The 18,049-nt window shown below is 42.1% G+C and carries 16 protein-coding genes; 1 reads left to right on the plus strand and 15 read right to left on the minus strand.

The features are described from left to right. Positions 1–26: 26 nt before the first annotated feature. The 13 genes from AC4HAJ_RS07145 to dnaG all read right to left on the minus strand — a co-directional run bounded on the left by AC4HAJ_RS07145 (position 27) and on the right by dnaG (position 16,107). Positions 27–1,145: a glycerate kinase gene (locus AC4HAJ_RS07145; RefSeq protein WP_491079481.1), complete on the minus strand. Its 1,119-nt coding sequence runs from the start codon at positions 1,143–1,145 to the stop codon at positions 27–29. 148 nt (positions 1,146–1,293) lie between these two features. After that, positions 1,294–2,895 (minus strand): LTA synthase family protein, encoded by a 1,602-nt coding sequence (locus AC4HAJ_RS07150; protein WP_491079482.1) that lies wholly within the window; start codon positions 2,893–2,895, stop codon positions 1,294–1,296. 12 nt (positions 2,896–2,907) lie between these two features. Continuing rightward, a complete protein-coding gene (locus AC4HAJ_RS07155) occupies positions 2,908–4,668 on the minus strand; it encodes a rhamnan synthesis F family protein (RefSeq protein WP_491079483.1) in 1,761 nt (586 codons plus the stop codon). A gap of 2 nt (positions 4,669–4,670) precedes the next feature. Further along, positions 4,671–5,969 carry a glycosyltransferase family 2 protein gene (locus AC4HAJ_RS07160; protein ID WP_491079484.1) on the minus strand — a complete coding sequence of 433 codons (1,299 nt, stop codon included), beginning with the start codon at positions 5,967–5,969 and terminating at the stop codon, positions 4,671–4,673. Between the two features lie 31 nt (positions 5,970–6,000). After that, positions 6,001–7,212, minus strand: a complete 1,212-nt coding sequence (locus AC4HAJ_RS07165) for an ABC transporter ATP-binding protein (RefSeq protein ID WP_491079485.1) — start codon at positions 7,210–7,212, stop codon at positions 6,001–6,003. Next, a complete protein-coding gene (locus tag AC4HAJ_RS07170; RefSeq protein WP_491079486.1) occupies positions 7,212–8,024 on the minus strand; it encodes an ABC transporter permease in 813 nt (270 codons plus the stop codon). The genes AC4HAJ_RS07165 and AC4HAJ_RS07170 overlap by 1 nt, the downstream gene beginning before the upstream one ends. Positions 8,025–8,264: 240 nt before the next feature. Continuing rightward, complete coding sequence (locus AC4HAJ_RS07175; protein WP_491079487.1) at positions 8,265–9,224, minus strand: glycosyltransferase family 2 protein; 960 nt, start codon at positions 9,222–9,224, stop codon at positions 8,265–8,267. Continuing rightward, a complete protein-coding gene (gene cps2T, locus AC4HAJ_RS07180) occupies positions 9,214–10,368 on the minus strand; it encodes a beta 1-4 rhamnosyltransferase Cps2T (RefSeq protein ID WP_491079498.1) in 1,155 nt (384 codons plus the stop codon). Before cps2T ends, AC4HAJ_RS07175 begins: the two co-directional genes overlap by 11 nt. A 294-nt stretch (positions 10,369–10,662) precedes the next feature. Further along, positions 10,663–11,517, minus strand: a complete 855-nt coding sequence (gene rfbD / locus AC4HAJ_RS07185) for a dTDP-4-dehydrorhamnose reductase (protein ID WP_491079488.1) — start codon at positions 11,515–11,517, stop codon at positions 10,663–10,665. A gap of 43 nt (positions 11,518–11,560) precedes the next feature. Next, the gene (locus tag AC4HAJ_RS07190; RefSeq protein WP_491079489.1) at positions 11,561–12,487 is read right to left on the minus strand and encodes a glycosyltransferase family 2 protein; all 927 of its coding nucleotides are present in this window, start codon (positions 12,485–12,487) and stop codon (positions 11,561–11,563) included. Between the two features lie 15 nt (positions 12,488–12,502). Next, positions 12,503–12,838: a metal-sulfur cluster assembly factor gene (locus tag AC4HAJ_RS07195; RefSeq protein WP_491079490.1), complete on the minus strand. Its 336-nt coding sequence runs from the start codon at positions 12,836–12,838 to the stop codon at positions 12,503–12,505. Between the two features lie 360 nt (positions 12,839–13,198). Beyond that, positions 13,199–14,308 (minus strand): RNA polymerase sigma factor RpoD, encoded by a 1,110-nt coding sequence (rpoD, locus tag AC4HAJ_RS07200; protein WP_491079491.1) that lies wholly within the window; start codon positions 14,306–14,308, stop codon positions 13,199–13,201. Between the two features lie 8 nt (positions 14,309–14,316). Further along, positions 14,317–16,107 carry a DNA primase gene (gene dnaG / locus AC4HAJ_RS07205; RefSeq protein WP_491079492.1) on the minus strand — a complete coding sequence of 597 codons (1,791 nt, stop codon included), beginning with the start codon at positions 16,105–16,107 and terminating at the stop codon, positions 14,317–14,319. Between the two features lie 277 nt (positions 16,108–16,384). On the opposite strand from dnaG, the gene mscL reads away from it, so the two are divergent. After that, positions 16,385–16,771: a large conductance mechanosensitive channel protein MscL gene (gene mscL / locus AC4HAJ_RS07210; protein ID WP_491079493.1), complete on the plus strand. Its 387-nt coding sequence runs from the start codon at positions 16,385–16,387 to the stop codon at positions 16,769–16,771. Positions 16,772–16,980: 209 nt separating this feature from the next. On the opposite strand, the gene tnpA is transcribed toward mscL, so the two are convergent. Both tnpA and rpsU read right to left on the minus strand, forming a co-directional pair. Next, entirely contained in the window at positions 16,981–17,445 is a 465-nt protein-coding gene (gene tnpA, locus AC4HAJ_RS07215) for an IS200/IS605 family transposase (RefSeq protein ID WP_491079494.1), read from the minus strand. Between the two features lie 192 nt (positions 17,446–17,637). Beyond that, complete coding sequence (gene rpsU / locus AC4HAJ_RS07220) at positions 17,638–17,814, minus strand: 30S ribosomal protein S21 (RefSeq protein ID WP_002884573.1); 177 nt, start codon at positions 17,812–17,814, stop codon at positions 17,638–17,640. Positions 17,815–18,049: the final 235 nt, after the last annotated feature.

Here is an 18,049-nt window from a genome sequence, read left to right on the forward strand (position 1 = left end):
TAGCTAGAGTCCTTTATCCAGGGTTGCTAGTGTTGTTTTATGGCTAGAAGATTGCCGATCTGTCTTGCTGTCAGATAAAGGTTGGTTTTGGCTTGGCTCAGAGTTTCTTCTAGACTGGCTAATCGTGGAATACTTGCAAAAGCTGCCTGGATACCAGCTGTGGGAAAGGCAGGTAAATCCTCAGATAAACTGCCACAAATGGCTATGACAGGCACTTGACTAGGCGTCCGTCTAGCAATACCCACCGGTGCTTTTCCTCCCTCCAGCGATTGTCGATCCATGCGTCCTTCACCTACTATTACTAGATCATAGGCTTCAATGCGATGATCGAAACTGACCAAATCCAAGATGGTATCAATACCAGAGACCAGCCGGCCCTGGGCAAAAGCTACTAAGCCTGCAGCCATAGCTCCACCAGCCCCTGCACCCGGAAGCTCCAGCAGAGTGGGATCCACTAATTGGTAAAAAGCGTGCATATCTTGATCTGCTGCTGCTAACTTTTGATCTGGGAGACCTTTTTGCTTGGCAAAGACATAGGTTGCTCCCTTGGGTCCACATAAGGGATTAGTGACATCTGTTAGAACTGTGACAGAGATGGTCTTTAATCGTTCAGGTACATCGGCATCGCAAACACGTGCGACCTTGCCAAGATTGATCCCCAAAGGTTCTAGCTCCCGTCCTTTTTTATCATAGAAACGATAGCCTAGTCCAGCTGCCATGCCGATCCCTCCATCTTGACTGGCAGAACCACCAACACCTATGAAGAAATCTTTGACGCCTTGCTCAGCTAGTCTGGCTATCAGCTCTCCTAGCCCAACTGTACTGATTTCTAAAGGATCTCTCTGTTCTTGGGGAATCTTAGCGAGACCAACTAACTCCGCCATCTCAACGACAGCTTGCCGATCCTTTTGGGCATAGCGAAGACTGACTGCTTGTCCAAAAGGACCTGTTACGCTCATCTCTTGGTAGCTCATTTTTAAGCTAGCTACTAGGGCTGCAACAGTCCCCTCACCACCGTCACCGATAGGTAATTGATCGATTTGACAGTCGAGACGACTATCGTTTAAACCCTGAGCCATGCTAGCTGCAACCTCTTTAGCTGACAAGCTTTCCTTGAAAGAATCCGGTGCCACTAAAATCTTCATAACCAACCCTCCTTCTTAGTCTTATTTTCATTATACCGCAATTAGACTGTCCATCTATCTGATCAAGCTATATTTCTAGTAAAAAAGTCTGGGCTAGTACCCAAACTTTTATCGTTTTAAATTCACTAGATTTGTGCTGCGTCTGTCTTTATTTTTTAGCAGATAAGTACTGCTGTATTTGCTTGGTCAAGCCCTGAGCCGTTGCATCATCGTAGGTTTCTACGCTATTGTTACCTGTATTGGCTAAGTAGACCACATCATAAAAGGTTGTATCAAGCTGAGTCGCCTTTTCCTTAGGCGCAAAGAGTGAGGTTCCTAAGAAATAGTTTGGGGCACTGATATCAAGGTAGTCCAGAAGTCCCGGTGCCATTCCCAAGCTATTGCGGCCACCGACATCAATAGTTTGAGCTTGAACACCCTTATGGTAGATAAAGAGAGGAATCTTATCGAGATCAGGATTTGCTCTAGAGTGATCGGCATAGGTCTTTTTGAAGGCAGAGTCGGCGAAGGTCGAGTGATCGGTCGTAAAGACAATGATCGTATCCTTGGCCATATCGCTCTTTTCAAAGCGACTCATAAACTCACCAAAATGCGCATCTGCATTATAGAATTTATTGATCATAGCATCATTGCTATTCTTATAAACCTTATCCGTCGTATCTAAGGACATATGGGTCCCAAAGGTATAGATACTGGTGAAGAAGGGTTTGCCAGTCGCATGCTCTTTTTTGATGGTCTTATAGAGGTAATCATAGGCTTGACCATCTGTCATGGTGTGATCAGATCCTTCATAGCTGGCACTTGGCTTACCGAGGACTTGGTCAAACTTCATGTTGGTCAGGTATTTGGTAAACTCTTTATTGGACGGCTCTGTATTAATCATCGACGTCTGATAGCCTTGGTCCTTCAGGATGCTTTGTAGGGAAATTAGCGCATTGCTATCTCCGATATCCTGATTGTAGCCAGAATAAAGTTGCCCAACGATCCCGCTGTAAGTGGCAAAGGTGTGGTTATAATAGTTTGAAAAGCTGAGTGATTTGTCCTGATACTTTTTAACATTAGGCATGATCTGTCTTGAATCATCGACAATGTTTTGCGACAGTCCTTCTGTAAAAATGACAACGACATTGGGTTGTTTGGTCAAGGTGCTAGGTTTGTCGATATAATTAGGAATATCTTTTTTGTAAAAAAGTTTCTTATCAACAGCTACTTCCTTACTAGTTTCATAGTAGTCCTTGGCTTGGCTGATGAGACTGACATAGGCAAAGCTAGGCGAATAGGCTCCTGAAATCAGCATAGTCAGTCCCAGCTCGAGCATCAGGACGACTGATAAAAGGCCGGCATTGCTGACTCTTTTAAAGCGTATCGGTGCAATCGGTAGGAAGGTGAAAATCAGCAGGGGCACTATCCCGATAGCATAGCTTACAAAATTTCCCCTGAGTGCATCCAGACTGCCTAAGTTTAGGATCATAACCAAGGTTAGAAAGTTACCTCCAAAAAACAGGACCAAGACTTGGATATTGTAAAAAAGGAGGGCAATGCTGTTGAAGATACGACCCGTATTTATCTTGGTTGAAACCAAGTAATTAGAAATCAAGGCAATAGCCGCTAATTCTAAAAGACCAACGATGACAATAAATTTATTTTTCATTGAAACATACGTCAGCAGGGTAATCATAATTGAGAAGGCATATTTCAATAATGTCAGCGTATAGGGATATTTCCCCAAAAACGATTTTATACGTGTCATGATAAGTTCCTTCTACTTTCTTTTAACTTTGCGCGTGACCCGTCTTAGAATGTATTTCCAAGAATTGATAAAGGACACTCTCATATATTTGAAGGCCCCCTTGATACCTCCAAAATAGGTAAAATCAATGTAAGAATATGGGCTAAACTGCTCTAAGCGACGTCGGTTCAAGATACGGTTGTCCAAGAAGGGAGGAACTGGCCAAGGATTTTGCGAAATCCTAAAGTCGTAGCCTTGAGCCCAAGCGATATAAACCAACATACGTTCAATCGCATGAAGAATGGTTCCTTGAGGCAGAGGTTCTCCTGGCACATCCTTATCTGTTAGACCAACGTCAAATAAGGGCTTAAGGGCATCATATTTAAACCAGGCATAGGTTCCGTAACTCATCACGTAGGTATCAGCCTCATAAAAATTGGGGTCTTTAGGAACATCAAGCTTGTCCCAAAGATCTTCCATATATTTGGTCAAGCCAAGTTCATGCCATGGATCCATGCGGACAAATCTGAAATAAGTCGGAACATCTGCAATGACGATACCAAGATCTGGCTGGGCTTCAAAATTGCTGAGAATTTTATGGGCTGGCTTGACTAACATCTCAATCAGTTCACGTCGCCAGCTTTCACCGGCCCAAAACTCTGCTTCTTTTGATTTTTTGGTATGGAAATGCCCAATGTAATCATAAGCGGACAGCTGCTCTTTGAGCTTCAGCATGGGCAGGACATCACGACCGATATTGCCTGTCACAAAAACTTGAGCCTCTAGGTCAAAATCTTTTAAGGCTTGCTGGATCTCTGGACGCTTGGAGTCCTTGTCTGTCGTGATAAAGAGATCAAACTTAAAGGGATAGTCTACAAAGATCTGGAAAAAATCAGGTAGAAGATCAATATAGTAGGCATGCAGATGGATAGCAACCGTCTTGGATAAGTGAGATAAATCCTGCTCTTGATCGGCTAGATACTTAAAGGGCAGGAGGTAATTTTGAGTGGAGGAATAAATTTTGGACAGATGCTCGATGATCAGCTCAATAGGGTAGTCAGTTGTCTCTGCAATTTCTTTAATAATAAAAGCCGAGGTGTCTTGGTTGCCTTGAAGGGGTTTGATCTTGACAAAGGGGATCTTGCGACGCAAGATTTCAGCGATATTATAATAGGTAAAATCTGGATGGAGCATGAGTCCTGTCTCAGCTGTTACCGTATCAAAAACAACACCATACTTAAATCCTGCTTTTTGAAGGCTGGTTGTAACTTGGGTTTCGTAGTTATCAATGACTTCTTGAACATCTGAGAAACTTTGAATCCCCTGCCAGAATTCCTGAAAAGCACTGGACGCCAAAACTGGCTTTTTAAAGCTCAAATAGTAGCTCTGAAGATGCTCTGGTAGGCCACGGTAAGGGCGATGGTTGGTCAAGCCCCAAAAGTCTACTTCTGCATCTTCCTCAAACTTTTCATAGATAGGGGCCATATCCCAGATAGGGCCAAAGCAGGTATCATTCATCAGGGTAATGGAATCATACATGTTAAGAGATTCCCATCCTACTGCAGCCATGCCGTCCTTCCAGGCTGCAAAATCAAAGCCCTTGTTTTCACGCTGGATAAACTGGTCTAAAAGCCCTTTTTCTTTGAGGAAGCTGAGATTTTCTGAGTCTAATTGACTATTTGAAATGACTACCACCTTGTCAAAAAGGGGATTCATTTTTTCCAGTTGATAGATCACATGGGAACTCAACTGATCGTATTTATTAAAGTGAACATATAAAAGCAGGCGCTTCATTATTAGTTTCTCCTAAAGGCATTGATTAATTTCGTTGTCAGTCGCCAGCGGTGTGACTGGGTTACAGCCTGATAGCGTTGGTTTAGGTCAGCTATCTTATCCACCAGATGGGCTGCTATGTCATCTTGGTCTTGCGAGCTATCTTGCTTGTAATGCTGATAGGTCAGCTCAAAGGAAGCTGAGGATTTTTCTGTCAAATCATAGATAATCTGGGGATCTGGCTGTAAAAAATAAAATTCTCCATCAATTATCTGACCATTGGTCCAAGCTGGTAGAACCGCCTCCTGTGAAGCAGTATTGATCAATTTAACAAACTGATAAAAACTTGGTAATTCAGAGAGATCGACACGAATCCCTGTCACATCACTATCTAGCTCCAACTGGATACGATCGGACAGCTGAAAGGAAAACTCCACCTTGTCCTCTTCACTGAAGGATAAGGGAGTCTGTCGGCTAAAGTAGATACTGACCATCTGATCGTCCCATTTAGAAGCATTGACCAGGGCTAGATTCTTTTCAAAAGCAGTATGTTCAGGCAGGAGATAGGCAAGTACTTGCTTAAAATCACTATCTGGATATTTTTCTAGATAGTCCAGTTGTGTTTGCAGCAAGCGATCAAAGCGATGGGCTATTTTTTTGGCATTCTTGGTCCTTGAGTCAGATTCTGCATCCATTCGATAGACCGTCGTAGCTTCATCCAAAAAGGCCAAATTGGTCCGCTTAAAGAGTTCTAGCTGAATGTTGAAGGTGTCATCGATGGCTTCAGTATCGATCGTCTGATTAACCTCCAACATCAAAGAAGTCTCAACCAGCCAGGTCGATGCCATGGTCATGCCTTTCAGTGCTAAAAGTTTCTCATAGGAATCCATGAAGGGAATAACACGATTGGCTAAGACATGCTCATGAATCAGTCTTCCATCTGCTTCGACCATATTAAAATCAGTATTGGACCAAGAAGAGTCTGATCGGCTTTCTAAAAGAGCTACCTGTTTTTGTAATTTCTTAGGATCAATCCAGTAGTCGTCGCCATCACATCTGGCAATATAATCACCTCTGGCTTCCTGACAAATTTCAATCCAAGTCTTGGTGATACCTAGGTTGGTCTGGTGATAAAAGGGGCGAATGATGTCTGGATACTTCTCGGCATACTGCGCTATGATACGAGGCGACTGATCACTTGAGCAGTCATCAACCAGAATAATCTCAAAAGGGAAATCAGTTTCTTGGGCTAAAAAACTATCGATAGCGTCGCTGAGCCATTCCCCCTTATTATAATTGGTACAAATAACAGAAACTTTCATAGCCTTCTTTCATCCGATCTTTTCTCATCTTTTACTTAAAAGTCCAGCGACCATTTCTTTGGTAGAGTCCTGTTGCCGAATCCAATCCTGAGCGGTCCTCAGCCTTTAAGTCATCACGGTGGAGGGCAATCACTGGTGTACGACTAGAATCAGCATAGGCTAGCATTTGACCATCACGATCACGCACGGTCACTTCTAATTTTAGCTTGATATCATTTAGGTGAGCCAGATCACACTCATAGATCACGCGCTTAGGACCACTCCCCGATGTCTGATGATCCATTGAATTATCATTGTAAACCCATATGTTGCGATCCACATCTGTTAAGGATAGCGCAATATAGGTCGGTTGGTCTTGGCGGACCACATAGGAGATTTCAAAAGTGATTTTTTCTTTAGGAGTGGTCGGATTTGGTGATAGGAGTTTGACCTTGAGCTGGTCTACTATAGCATCTGGATCTATCTGCTCTTGCACGGTATCATCTTCTGGCAGAGCTTCAGTATTGTCAAAGCTGTATTGATTGGCCACATTAAAAGGCTCTCCATAGGCCTTAACCAAGCCATCTTCAATCAGTACTGCTCGGTTACAATACTTCTTCACCGCAGCCATATCATGGGTCACAAGAATAGTGGTCTTACCGCTTTCTTTACGTTCCATGAAATAGTCATTACATTTACGCTGAAAAGCTTCATCACCTACTGCTAACACCTCATCCAGAATAAGGATATCTCCCTGAGCCTTGATAGCCACTGAGAAGGCTAGACGCACCTGCATACCGCTGGAATAGTTTTTTAGTTTTTGGTTCATAAACTCTTCAAGCTCTGCAAAGGCTACGATATCGTCGTACATGGCATCGACTTCCTCGGTTGAAAATCCGAGAAGAGCGCCATTCATATAGACGTTTTCCCGTCCTGTCAATTCTGGATTAAAGCCAACACCGAGCTCGATAAAGGAAACTAGCTTGCCATCAATCGTAACAGTACCTTGTTCTGGCACGTAAATTTGAGAGATGATCTTGAGCAAGGTTGACTTACCTGAGCCATTGCGGCCCACAATTCCAAAAAAGTCTCCCTTGTTGACTTCAAAATTAATATCCTTAAGGACATGCTGCTCCTTATAGCCCTTGATTCCCTTAAACCGGTTGACCATGGTTGTCCTTAAGCTGTTAGAGGACTCTACAGGCAGTTTGAAAAATTTACTAACATGATCTACTTTAACAGCAATATTATTATCATTTGTCATTATAGAATCTCCGCAAATCTCTTAGAACTTTTGGTGAATATAGCAAAACCGATGGCAAAAATGATCAGGGGCAAAAGGTAGGGAATCGCATAATAATACCAGTGATTGATTAAGTTCCAAATCGTTAGATTAGCCTTGTCAATCAAGATATAGCGAAAATCCTGAATCATCTGAGCCAGAGGATTCATCATCATTATCTTACCTGCTAATATGCCCTTTGGACCTTGGTTGGTAATAAAGGTTAGGGGATAGATGATAGGAGTGGCATACATCCCCGCCTGCAGGACGACATCCCAGATCTGCCCAATATCACGGAACTTGACATACAGTGTCGCTAACAACAAGGCCACACCCCAAGCCATAATGAAGAGTTCTAAAAAGAGGGGAAGGGCAAAAATCACTTGCCAACCGAGCTGAACACCATTAATCAAGGCAAAGACGAGGACTACTAACAAGTTGATGATAAAGTTGATCAAGGCGCCGCAAACTGACGACAGAACTATGATAGACTTAGAAAAGTTCAGCTTTCTAAGAAGATCGCCTCGCGTTACAATGGAAACCATCCCCATGCTCGTCGCCTCTGTAAAGAAAGACCAAATCACATTGGCCAAGAGGAGGGCAACCGCAAAATGTGGCACATCGCCTCCTAAACGCAAGAAGCGAATAAAGACGGTATACATGATTAGAAATAGCATCAAGGGTTTCAAAATTGACCAGAGATAGCCAACCACACTCCCTTGATAGCGCAATTTAAAATCCGTTTTAATCAGTTCTTTTAGTAAAATACGATTTTTCTTACTAAACAGATTCATAATAAACTCCTAAACTAAGATGAAAAGAATCATTCGCCCTAGCGAAAATTTTGTTAAAGATCCAGAGCCCTTATATCCAGGCTTGCATAAGAAATGGTGAAAAACTTTTTATAGCGCTAGAAAATAGTATCACTATTATTCATACGAGCGCTAAAAGCATAGGCAGGGTATAATTTGAGATGGTAGCCTACTTTCTTAATTCTCTGTTCAAAATATAGAAAGCGAGGATCTATTCAATCTCTAAGGGGTATAGCCATGAGTCTTATAGGTTTTATAGCCCAATTTTGTTAAGATAAGGGTTCTAAAAACTAAGGTATGAAAGGCTCTATTTTTTCTAAAACACCGATCTTTGAGCAGGCGCCTTCTCTCCTTAAAAGAAACTTCTGTCAGGGATAGGTAATCCTCAATTAACTGTCTTTGTTCTGGACTTAGATCCAATTGCAAGAGCTGCTGAGCTTGCTCTTGACTAGAATCGATCAGCCACCAATACTTAGCTAAGAGCTTGTGGGGACGCAACCAATTCCTGAGACGTTTGGATAAGGTTCTGGCCCCGAGGACATTAGCATCATGTTGGCGGTAGAGCTGGGTTGGGAGATCCAGATAGATCAACTTACCTTTGCTTGCTGCAATCAAGGCTAAAAACCAGTCATGCATCACGACATGCTCTAAGCTCCTAGCTAGCCAGAGATCTGCCAGACTACGATTGATCATAGTCGTTCCACCTGTTACTGTATTTTCTGTCAATTCCTGTAAAAGACTGGTGTTGGCATGATCAGATTGGACTTTGATCATACTCTCATGGATAATTGCTAGATTTTGATCGACTACTTTTAAGTCTGTATAAACTAGCAGGGGGAGGTCTTTTGAAAAGGTCTTCCCTTCTTTTAGACAGCGCTCAAGCTTTTCAGGTAACCACACATCGTCTTGGTCGCAAAAAAAGTAAAAATCTGCAATCTCTTCCTTAACCAAGGTATAGAAGCTTTCTATTACCCCCATATTTTCCCGATGATCAGCATTGATAAACTGGATACGAGAATCTCGATTAACGTAGCTGGAAATGATATCTGGAGTACTATCGCTAGAGCCATCATCACGTATTAAAAGCGTCCAATCTTGATAGGTTTGATCTAAGATACTATCGATCTGTTCGGCTAAAAAGCGCTCACCATTGTAGGTTGATAGTAAGATATTAACCTTCATGTAAAAACAGCTCCTCATACTCTCTAACGATTTTTTCCCAAGAATAATGCTCAGCCATATGCGCTCTTGCTTTTTGCCCTAGCGAAGTGTAGTCTTTCTTAGCATCATAGCGATTGATTAATTGACTCAGACTCCCCTTTTCCTTGCTCCAAAATACAGCAGTATCTTGGGCGACACTTTTATTAAAAGCTACGTCTAAAACCAGGTTTAAATCTGTATGGGCCAAGGCCTCTAAAAGACCCGGATTAGTCCCACCGACCTCGTGTCCATGAATATAAGCAAAGGCAGCTTGGCGGATATAGGTCAAAAGGTCACGATTATAGACAGTCCCTACAAATTTCACACGGTGATCTTGGTCAAAATGTGTCTTTTGCTGGAGTTCTTTAAAGTAAGCACTGCCTTCATGATTACAAATAATGATAAGATCACGTTGAGTCTGACTGGCCATAAACTCTCGAATAGCTGTTTCATAGTTATTCTCTGGGACAAAGCGCCCCACAATCAGATAATAGTCCTTTTCTTGAGTCTGCCATTTTTGGTAGAATTCCCTAACTTCTTTTGATTCCTGCCTTAGGGGTGAGGGAGATAAGTCGGTGCCATAAGCGATGAACTGCGTTTTTGCCCAGGGATAGGATGATTTGATATAGGATTCTATCCCCAGATTGTCTGAGATTACTAAGTCTGCTTTTTTGGTCATGATCTTTTCAGCGTACTTGAGATAAGACTGAACGGGTCGTGACCACTTGGAACGTTTCCACTCTAAACCGTCTGGATTAACATAGAGCTGTCCTTCCAGTCTATGAATCTTTCGAGCTAGGGGGGCAATGAAGGCACCAACTGTGTTACCTAAAATGTAGAAAATAGGCTTTTTAATCTGCTGCTCTCTGATCCATTTGAGCGCATAAGTGATAGCCTGCCAATCATAGGCAATGACACGTGCCGGTCCCAATTTGGGTGGATTTATTGTAAAACAATCCACTCCTAAATAGTCAAAATGTCGGCCAGTTACCTCATCGCTCAAGCAAGCAACATGGTAGGTTATTTGAGCTGATTGGCGGTGTTTTACCAACTCTTCCACAAAGGTTTCAAAGCCGCCGTATTGAGCAGGTAAACCTCTGCTTCCAATGATAAAAACGTGCTGCATGTAGAAGACCTCCATTTTAACCATACAATCACTTTATTATAGCATATTTTAGGCTGTCTTATGCGCTTTATCCCTAAAAATGACTGACTGAAACCAAAAAAGAGGCTGGGAAGCTATCACATTCCCGACCCCTTTTGTCATCATCTAAATTTGTCAAATTAAGATAGCAGCTGACAGTCAGACTAAATCGACTATCAATTTGATCCTCACTCTTTCATGGTTATCAAGTACCAATCCTCATTACAGTGAAGCACCAATGCTTGGTTCTATTTCTGCAACTAAGTACTAATTATTTTATAATTTAGTACCCTGGCGATAAAATTCTTTAAGAGCATCCTGCCAGGTGGGAATGACAAACCCTGTAGCCTTGGCTTTGTCTAGACTAAGTGTTGAGTTTTTGGGACGTTTAGCCTTGGCAGGAAACTGGCTCGAATCTACTGGAACCACTTCCACATCACGATCCTTTAGAATCTCTTTAGCAAAATCATACCATGTCGTATCTTCATGAGCATCATTTGAGAGGTGGTAATATCCAAAATCTTTTTGATTTTCTGTCAAATACGTCATAAATTCTGCCAGAGTACGTGTCCAAGTCGGGCGACCGTGTTGGTCATTGACAACTGTCAAGCGAGGGTGCTTATCTGCTAAACTTTGCATGGTAAAAACGAAGTTCTTGCCATAATTTCCAAAAACCCAGGCTGTCCGAATGATGTAGAAATTATCCAGAATTCTTTCCACAGCCTCTTCTCCTAGACGTTTGGTCCGGCCATATTCAGTTTGAGGAGAGGGGAGATCTGTTTCTACCCATTCTTGGCCAATCGGTTTTTCTCCATCAAATACATAGTCAGTAGAAATATAAACCAGAGTGGCACCAAAAGCTTTTGCAGCTTCAGCAATATTCTCAGTACCAGTTACATTAATGGCATAATCTAGTTCTTTGCCCTCTTCTTCTGCAGCATCTACTGCTGTATAAGCAGCACAGTGATAGACTAAACTTGGCTTCACTTGATCAAAGACACGCTGAACGGCCTCTTTATCTGTGATATCCATTTCTGCCACATCTACAGCTACATATTCTTCGTCACGCTCATCAAGTAAGTAATGGAGTTCTGTACCAAGCTGTCCATTTGCACCTGTAATTAAAATCATAATTGTCTCCTAGAATTGTTCCATAAGCCTTCTAAAAAATGGGCTATCCTTTTTCTTTTACAATGTAGACGGGGCGTTTTTTAGTCTCAAGGAAAATTTTTGCAATATATTTCCCAATAATACCAAGTGCCAGCAACTGTAAACCACCAAAGAACATGATGACAGATACTGTCGATGCCCACCCTACTACTGGATTACCAAAGAGAAGGTTGCGGACAACAACAAAGATAATAGAGCAGCCCGCCACAAGAAAACTCAATAATCCAATCCAAGTTGCCAGATTAAGAGGTGCTTCTGAGAAATTGATAAATCCATCGATAGAGTATTTAAGCAGTGACCAGAAATTCCATGATGTGTCACCCGCTACACGCTCTCGATTTTCATATGGAAGATAGGTGACATCGTAACCTACCCATGAGAATAAGCCTTTTGAAAAGCGGTTGACCTCGTTTAGTTCCAAAATGCTGTCAACCACCTGACGGGTCATCAGTCGGAAATCTCGTGCACCATCAACCATTTCTGTATCCGAAATTTTATTAACCAGCCAATAAAACAGGCGAGCAAACATAGAGCGTAAGAAAGGCTCTCCTTTTCGATCGGCACGGCGTGTTCCGACGACATCAAAGCCTTCTTGAATTTTTTGGTACATCTCAATCAGCAGCTCTGGTGGGTCCTGCAGGTCAGCATCCATGACGGTGATAAAATCCCCTTGCGCAGCTTCAAGCCCAGCCAGCAGAGCAGCCTCCTTGCCAAAATTACGAGAAAATGACAGGTAGTGGACATTATCATATTGCTGAGACACTTCTCTAAGAACTGATAGCGTCTTATCCTTTGAGCCATCATTGACAAAGATATAGGTGAAAGCGACTTCCTGAGACATCTTCTCTTCAACTTTTTTGGTCTCTACCAAAAACGGTTGAATAGTCGCTTCTTCGTTGTAACAAGGTACGACAATACTAAGTTGCTTCATCTTTTGCTCTACTCCTTATCGAATTCCCAGCGCTATACGAGCATAGCGACTCATGCGCTCAATCGTCCAAGCTGGTGTCCAGACTAATTTAACCTCAACTTTAGTCACTTCCTTTACTTCTTTAATCACGTCATAAATCTGATCAGTCAGTAAGTCTGCCAAGGGACAACCCATGGTTGTCAATGTCATATCAATTTCTGTATAGCCATCATCTTGAAAACGGATAGCATATACCAAGCCTAGGTTGACGATATCGATCCCCAACTCGGGATCAATAACCATCTCTAACACTTCAAGTATATGATCTTTAATCTTCTCCACTTCCTGAGCGGTATACTTTTGTTCTGCCATTGCAGTTCCTCCTTGACTCATTTTGATTCTTTACGTGATTATCAGCTAGATGTGAGATCCTTCGTCTCTCAGACGCTTAGCTACTTCTATCTCTTGATCTTTCGATAGATGATGTAACCCACTTTGTTTCTAGATAACGGTTTGATCTATTCTACTGGACTTGCGCTACTTTCTCATTTTTAGGCGGCGATTGATTTGATCCACTGGATCTGCGTCGCTCTTTAATTTCTCAGCAACGGTTAAAAACCTCCACTGGACTTGCACCACTCTCCAGTTACTGGGTGGCGATTGATTTGATCCACTGGATCTGCGTTGCTCGTTAATTTCTCAGCAACGGTTAAAAACCTCCACTGGAGGTTTTTAATCCTCCATAAAGTCTTTGAGTTGTTTGCTGCGGCTTGGGTGGCGAAGTTTACGCAAGGCTTTGGCTTCAATTTGGCGAATACGTTCACGAGTAACATTAAAGACCTTACCAACATCTTCTAAGGTGCGCATCTTACCATCATCTAGTCCAAAACGCAGACGCAGGACATTTTCTTCGCGATCTGTTAAGGTATCCAGGACATCGTTGAGTTGCTCACGTAAGACAATACGTGTTGTATAGTCTACAGGATTTTCAATTACTTCATCCTCAATAAAGTCACCTAAATGACTGTCATCTTCTTCACCGATAGGTGTTTCCAAAGATACTGGTTCTTGAGCAATTTTAAGAATTTCCCTAACCTTATCAGGTGTCATATCCATACGCTCAGCAATTTGTTCCGGTGTAGGATCTTGTCCTAGCTCCTGCAAAAGATTGCGCTGTTCACGAACCAATTTATTGATCGTCTCAACCATATGGACCGGAATACGGATGGTGCGTGCTTGGTCAGCAATCGCACGTGTAATGGCTTGGCGAATCCACCACGTTGCATAAGTCGAAAATTTGAATCCTTTTGAGTAGTCAAATTTATCAACTGCTTTCATCAGTCCCATGTTTCCCTCTTGAATAAGGTCAAGGAACTGCATGCCACGACCAACATAGCGTTTGGCAATAGAAACAACCAGACGGAGGTTAGCTTCTGCCAAACGTTGCTTAGCTTGGAGGTCACCCTGGGCTGCTGCAATAGCTAGTTCTTTTTCCTCTTCGGAATTCAAGAGCGGAACAACACCGATTTCTTTTAAATACATACGAACAGGGTCATTGACCTTGGCTGAATTACTTCCTATCAGTTCTTCATCTGTCAAATCTTCCGGCTGTGGAGCTTCCACTACATATTTCGATGAGGGATTTCCTTCCTTATCTGTAATAGAAATCCCACCATCTGTCAGACGCTCAAGCAAATCATCAATTTGATCAGCATCCAAAGTAAATGGAACAACCAATTTTTCAGTTACTTCATCATCAATCGCTGTTCCTTCTTTTTTGTGATTGCGGATAAAATCAGCGACTTGAACATTAAATGTTGCATTTGTTTTTTTTGTTGCCATATTTGCCTCTATTCCATATTTCTTTTTTGGGCAATGAGGGCCTGAAATTCCATCATTGCAAGGTCTGTATCCCCATGGTTACTTGATTCACGGATCAGTTTTCCCCGTTCTCTCATTATCTGCTCTTGGTGAAGCTTTTCGATTCTCTCTTCTAGCAAAGCAATTTCGTTTTCACCCACAGTGTCTGGGAGAGGCTCCTCCAAAACCTGGTAATAGGCCTGGCGCCAATCATCAGGCATCTCAGCTAGGTCAAGATCACTTATTTCACCGTGCTGACAAAGCAGTTCATAGAGGCCTTTGAGTTGGGGCGATTCAAAGGTAAAGTCCTCTCTATTTCGAAAATCATTAAAGATATAGTCATGGTGCATGATTCTGTGGAACAGTTGGTTTTCAGCCCTTTGAAATGCCGTTAAGGACTTGGTCGCCGAGACCTCAGTGATCACTGGTGGCCGGCTCACAATTTCCTGCTTAGCGGTAGTGTCACTGCGGCTGGCCCTAAGATTTAGACGCTCATTATTGACAGATTGCTCCACCTGCATATAGTCAAAATGGGGCATCTCCTCAGCAACCATATTGATATAGGTATTTTGGGCCGTGATCGACTGCACTCTGGCGATAATCTTAGCGATTTGCTCAACATAAGAAATTTCAGCTTGAAGATTATCAATATTTTCTGGCTTAAGATAATGGATCCAAAATTCTGTGCTCGAAATCCTTGATTTAGTCAATAGGTCAGCTAGAGCTTGCTCAGAATTAGATTTTATGTATTCATCCGGATCCATCTGATTCGGTAGGCGAACGATCTCAACCGTCAGATCATCCAAGATCTCCAAGGACTTGGCTATAGCGCTTTGGCCAGCACTATCACCGTCATAGGTTAAAACCACTTTTTTTGTATACTTTTTCAGGTGTGTCACGTGCTCTTTAGTCAGTGACGTTCCCATAGAAGCAACAGCATTTTCAATACCAGCTCGATAGGCTGCAATCACGTCCATAAAGCCCTCCATGAGGTAGACTTCATGGCTTTTTTGAATTACAGGTCTGGCTTGGTCCAGATGGTAAAGTTCATAAGATTTATTGAAAGCAGCAGTTGCTCTAGTGTTCTTATACTTGGCTTGCTTGGCTAATTCGTCTTGCTCTGTCCAAATCCTTCCAGAAAAACCAATCACATGGCCTTGATCATCTGTCAAAGGGAACATAATACGATTGCGGAAGGCATCGTAAATCTCACCGGATTCTGATAGATTGAAAAGTCCTGAATTGATAACAGTCTCTTCGTCGTATTGAGATGACAGACGCTGATAAAGATAATTGGTCTCTTCTGGCGCCAAACCGATACCGAAATACTCAATCACCTCATCTGTCAATCCTCGCTCATGCAGGTAGTGTTTAGCCTGCTCACCGACTCTTGTCGTCTTTAAGACAGCCTGATAAAACTTACTGGCATCTTGATTGATCGTAAAAATCTTTTGCTGAGGATGCTGAGTCTTGGATTGACTGGGGGATTCTACTGCAATAGCCATACCGATACGCTCAGCCAAAATTCGGACACTCTCTATAAAAGTGATCTGGCGATACTCCTCTAAGAACTTGAAAACATCACCTGATCTACCACAACCAAAGCAGTGAAAAAACTGTCTATCCTCAATAACATTAAAAGATGGTGTGCTTTCCTTGTGGAAAGGACACAAGCCCAAATAGTTACGACCAGCCTTAGTCAAACTAACAACCTCACCGACAATGTCTACGATATTCACGCTAGACTTGATTTCAGCAATTTGCTCTTTACTAAGTGCCACACTATCACCTCCAGACCTTGAAAAATCTTTTAAAGTTTTACCTCTTATTATAGCATTTCACCCTTGGAAGAGTCAATTATAACCCTTGTAAAAGGAGGTTTGGCAACGCTTATTTTGTTCATTATTTTACTCTTGAAATCAAAGACTCATTTCTCGTTTTCTAACTGATTTTTCCAATTGTGCTAAATATATTCAGATTTGTGAGCAATTAGCTTGACCTTGCCATTTATGTTTCGTTATACTATACTGGTATTATTTTGAAAGGAATCATTTTATCGTGATTAAAGAACTTAAAGATTTTTTGTTCAAGGGTAACGTCCTTGATCTTGCTGTTGCCGTTGTAATGGGGGCCGCTTTTAATGCCATCATTACCTCACTCGTTTCTGACGTGATTACACCACTGGTCCTTAATCCGGTTGTTGAAGCGGCTAATGTTGAAAACTTGGCTGCTCTGTCATGGAACGGTGTTGCTTATGGTAGTTTCTTGAGCGCTGTCATCAACTTCTTGATCGTTGGTATCACTCTCTTCTTTGTTGTAAAAGCTGCCGAAAAAGCCATGGCTGCTTCTAAGAAGGCTGAGGCTGAAGCAGCGGCTAATGAAGAAGCTGCTCCTACTCAAGAAGATCTGCTTGCTGAGATCCGTGATCTTTTGGCTAAAAAATAATCCTTATTCTGATAAAAGCAGTTGGGCTTTCTCCCAACTGCTTTTTATATACAAAAACGTGTCATCAATCAAAACCACCCGTCAAACGGGTGGTTTGAACCAGGGCTATAAGCCCATAAAGCTAGCCAGCGCCTAAAGACGCTGGCTTTCACTTTGTTCAAGCCTTATGGCTCTTGACGCGTCACAAACCTCTCAAAGAGGTATTGGTATTACTTGCCATTATCCCTAAAGGGATCTTCGTATTCTTTCACACTCAATTTATCAAGTGCGATGTCATGGTTTTCTTGATCCTGTATATATTTCTTTATCGTGGCTTCATTAAGTCCGACTGTACTGACGTAGTAACCTTCTGCCCAGAAATGGCGGTTCCCAAATTTATATTTGAGATTGGCGTGTTTGTCAAACATCATCAGAGCACTCTTACCTTTTAAATACCCCATGAAACTTGAAACGCTGATTCTAGGCGGAATACTGACCAACATATGAACATGATCAGGCATTAGATGTCCTTCGATAATCTCAACACCTTTGTAGCGACATAATCGGTGAAATATCTCACCTAAACTGCTGCGATATTGATTATAGATGACTTTTCGTCTATACTTAGGGGTAAATACAATGTGGTATTTACACAGCCACTTTGTGTGTGATAAACTATGCGCTTTTTGTGCCATACTTTTCTCCTTTCGCTTTACAATAGGCTTGAACACCTTTATTGTAGCGCGTTTGGAGTTTTTTTGGTATAACCTCTGTTGCGCACCCGCATAGCGGGTGGTTTATTTGTCTCGAATCTACGAAGCGAGACGGACTGAAAGTCACATAATCAAAAGACCTAGGTCCGTTGCCTAGGTCTTTTTTAGTCTGCATTAGAATTTTTTACGTTTACGAGCTGCTTCTGATTTGCGTTTACGCTTTACAGAAGGCTTTTCATAGTGTTCACGTTTACGAGCTTCTTGAAGAGTACCCGCTTTAGTAACCGAACGTTTGAAACGACGAAGAGCATCGTCAAGTGATTCGTTCTTACGTACAACTGTTTTAGACATGGATTTCACCTCCTCAAGATCAATGTAACGATAATACGTTCTAGACTAGAATAGCTAATTTTCATTTGCTTGTCAACCATTTTTGACTATTGTTGCTAAAAAGAATTGTGAGACACATTGTCAAGTCAAGTGCAACAAGTTCGTGGATAGACTAGGATCCCATTGATTAGGCTGTTTGGGCTAGCCCAAACAGAAATTTTGCTGTTTTGTAATGATGAAGTCGTCTAGGTCTCTC

The organism is Streptococcus sp. ALY_211, assembly GCF_058314555.1.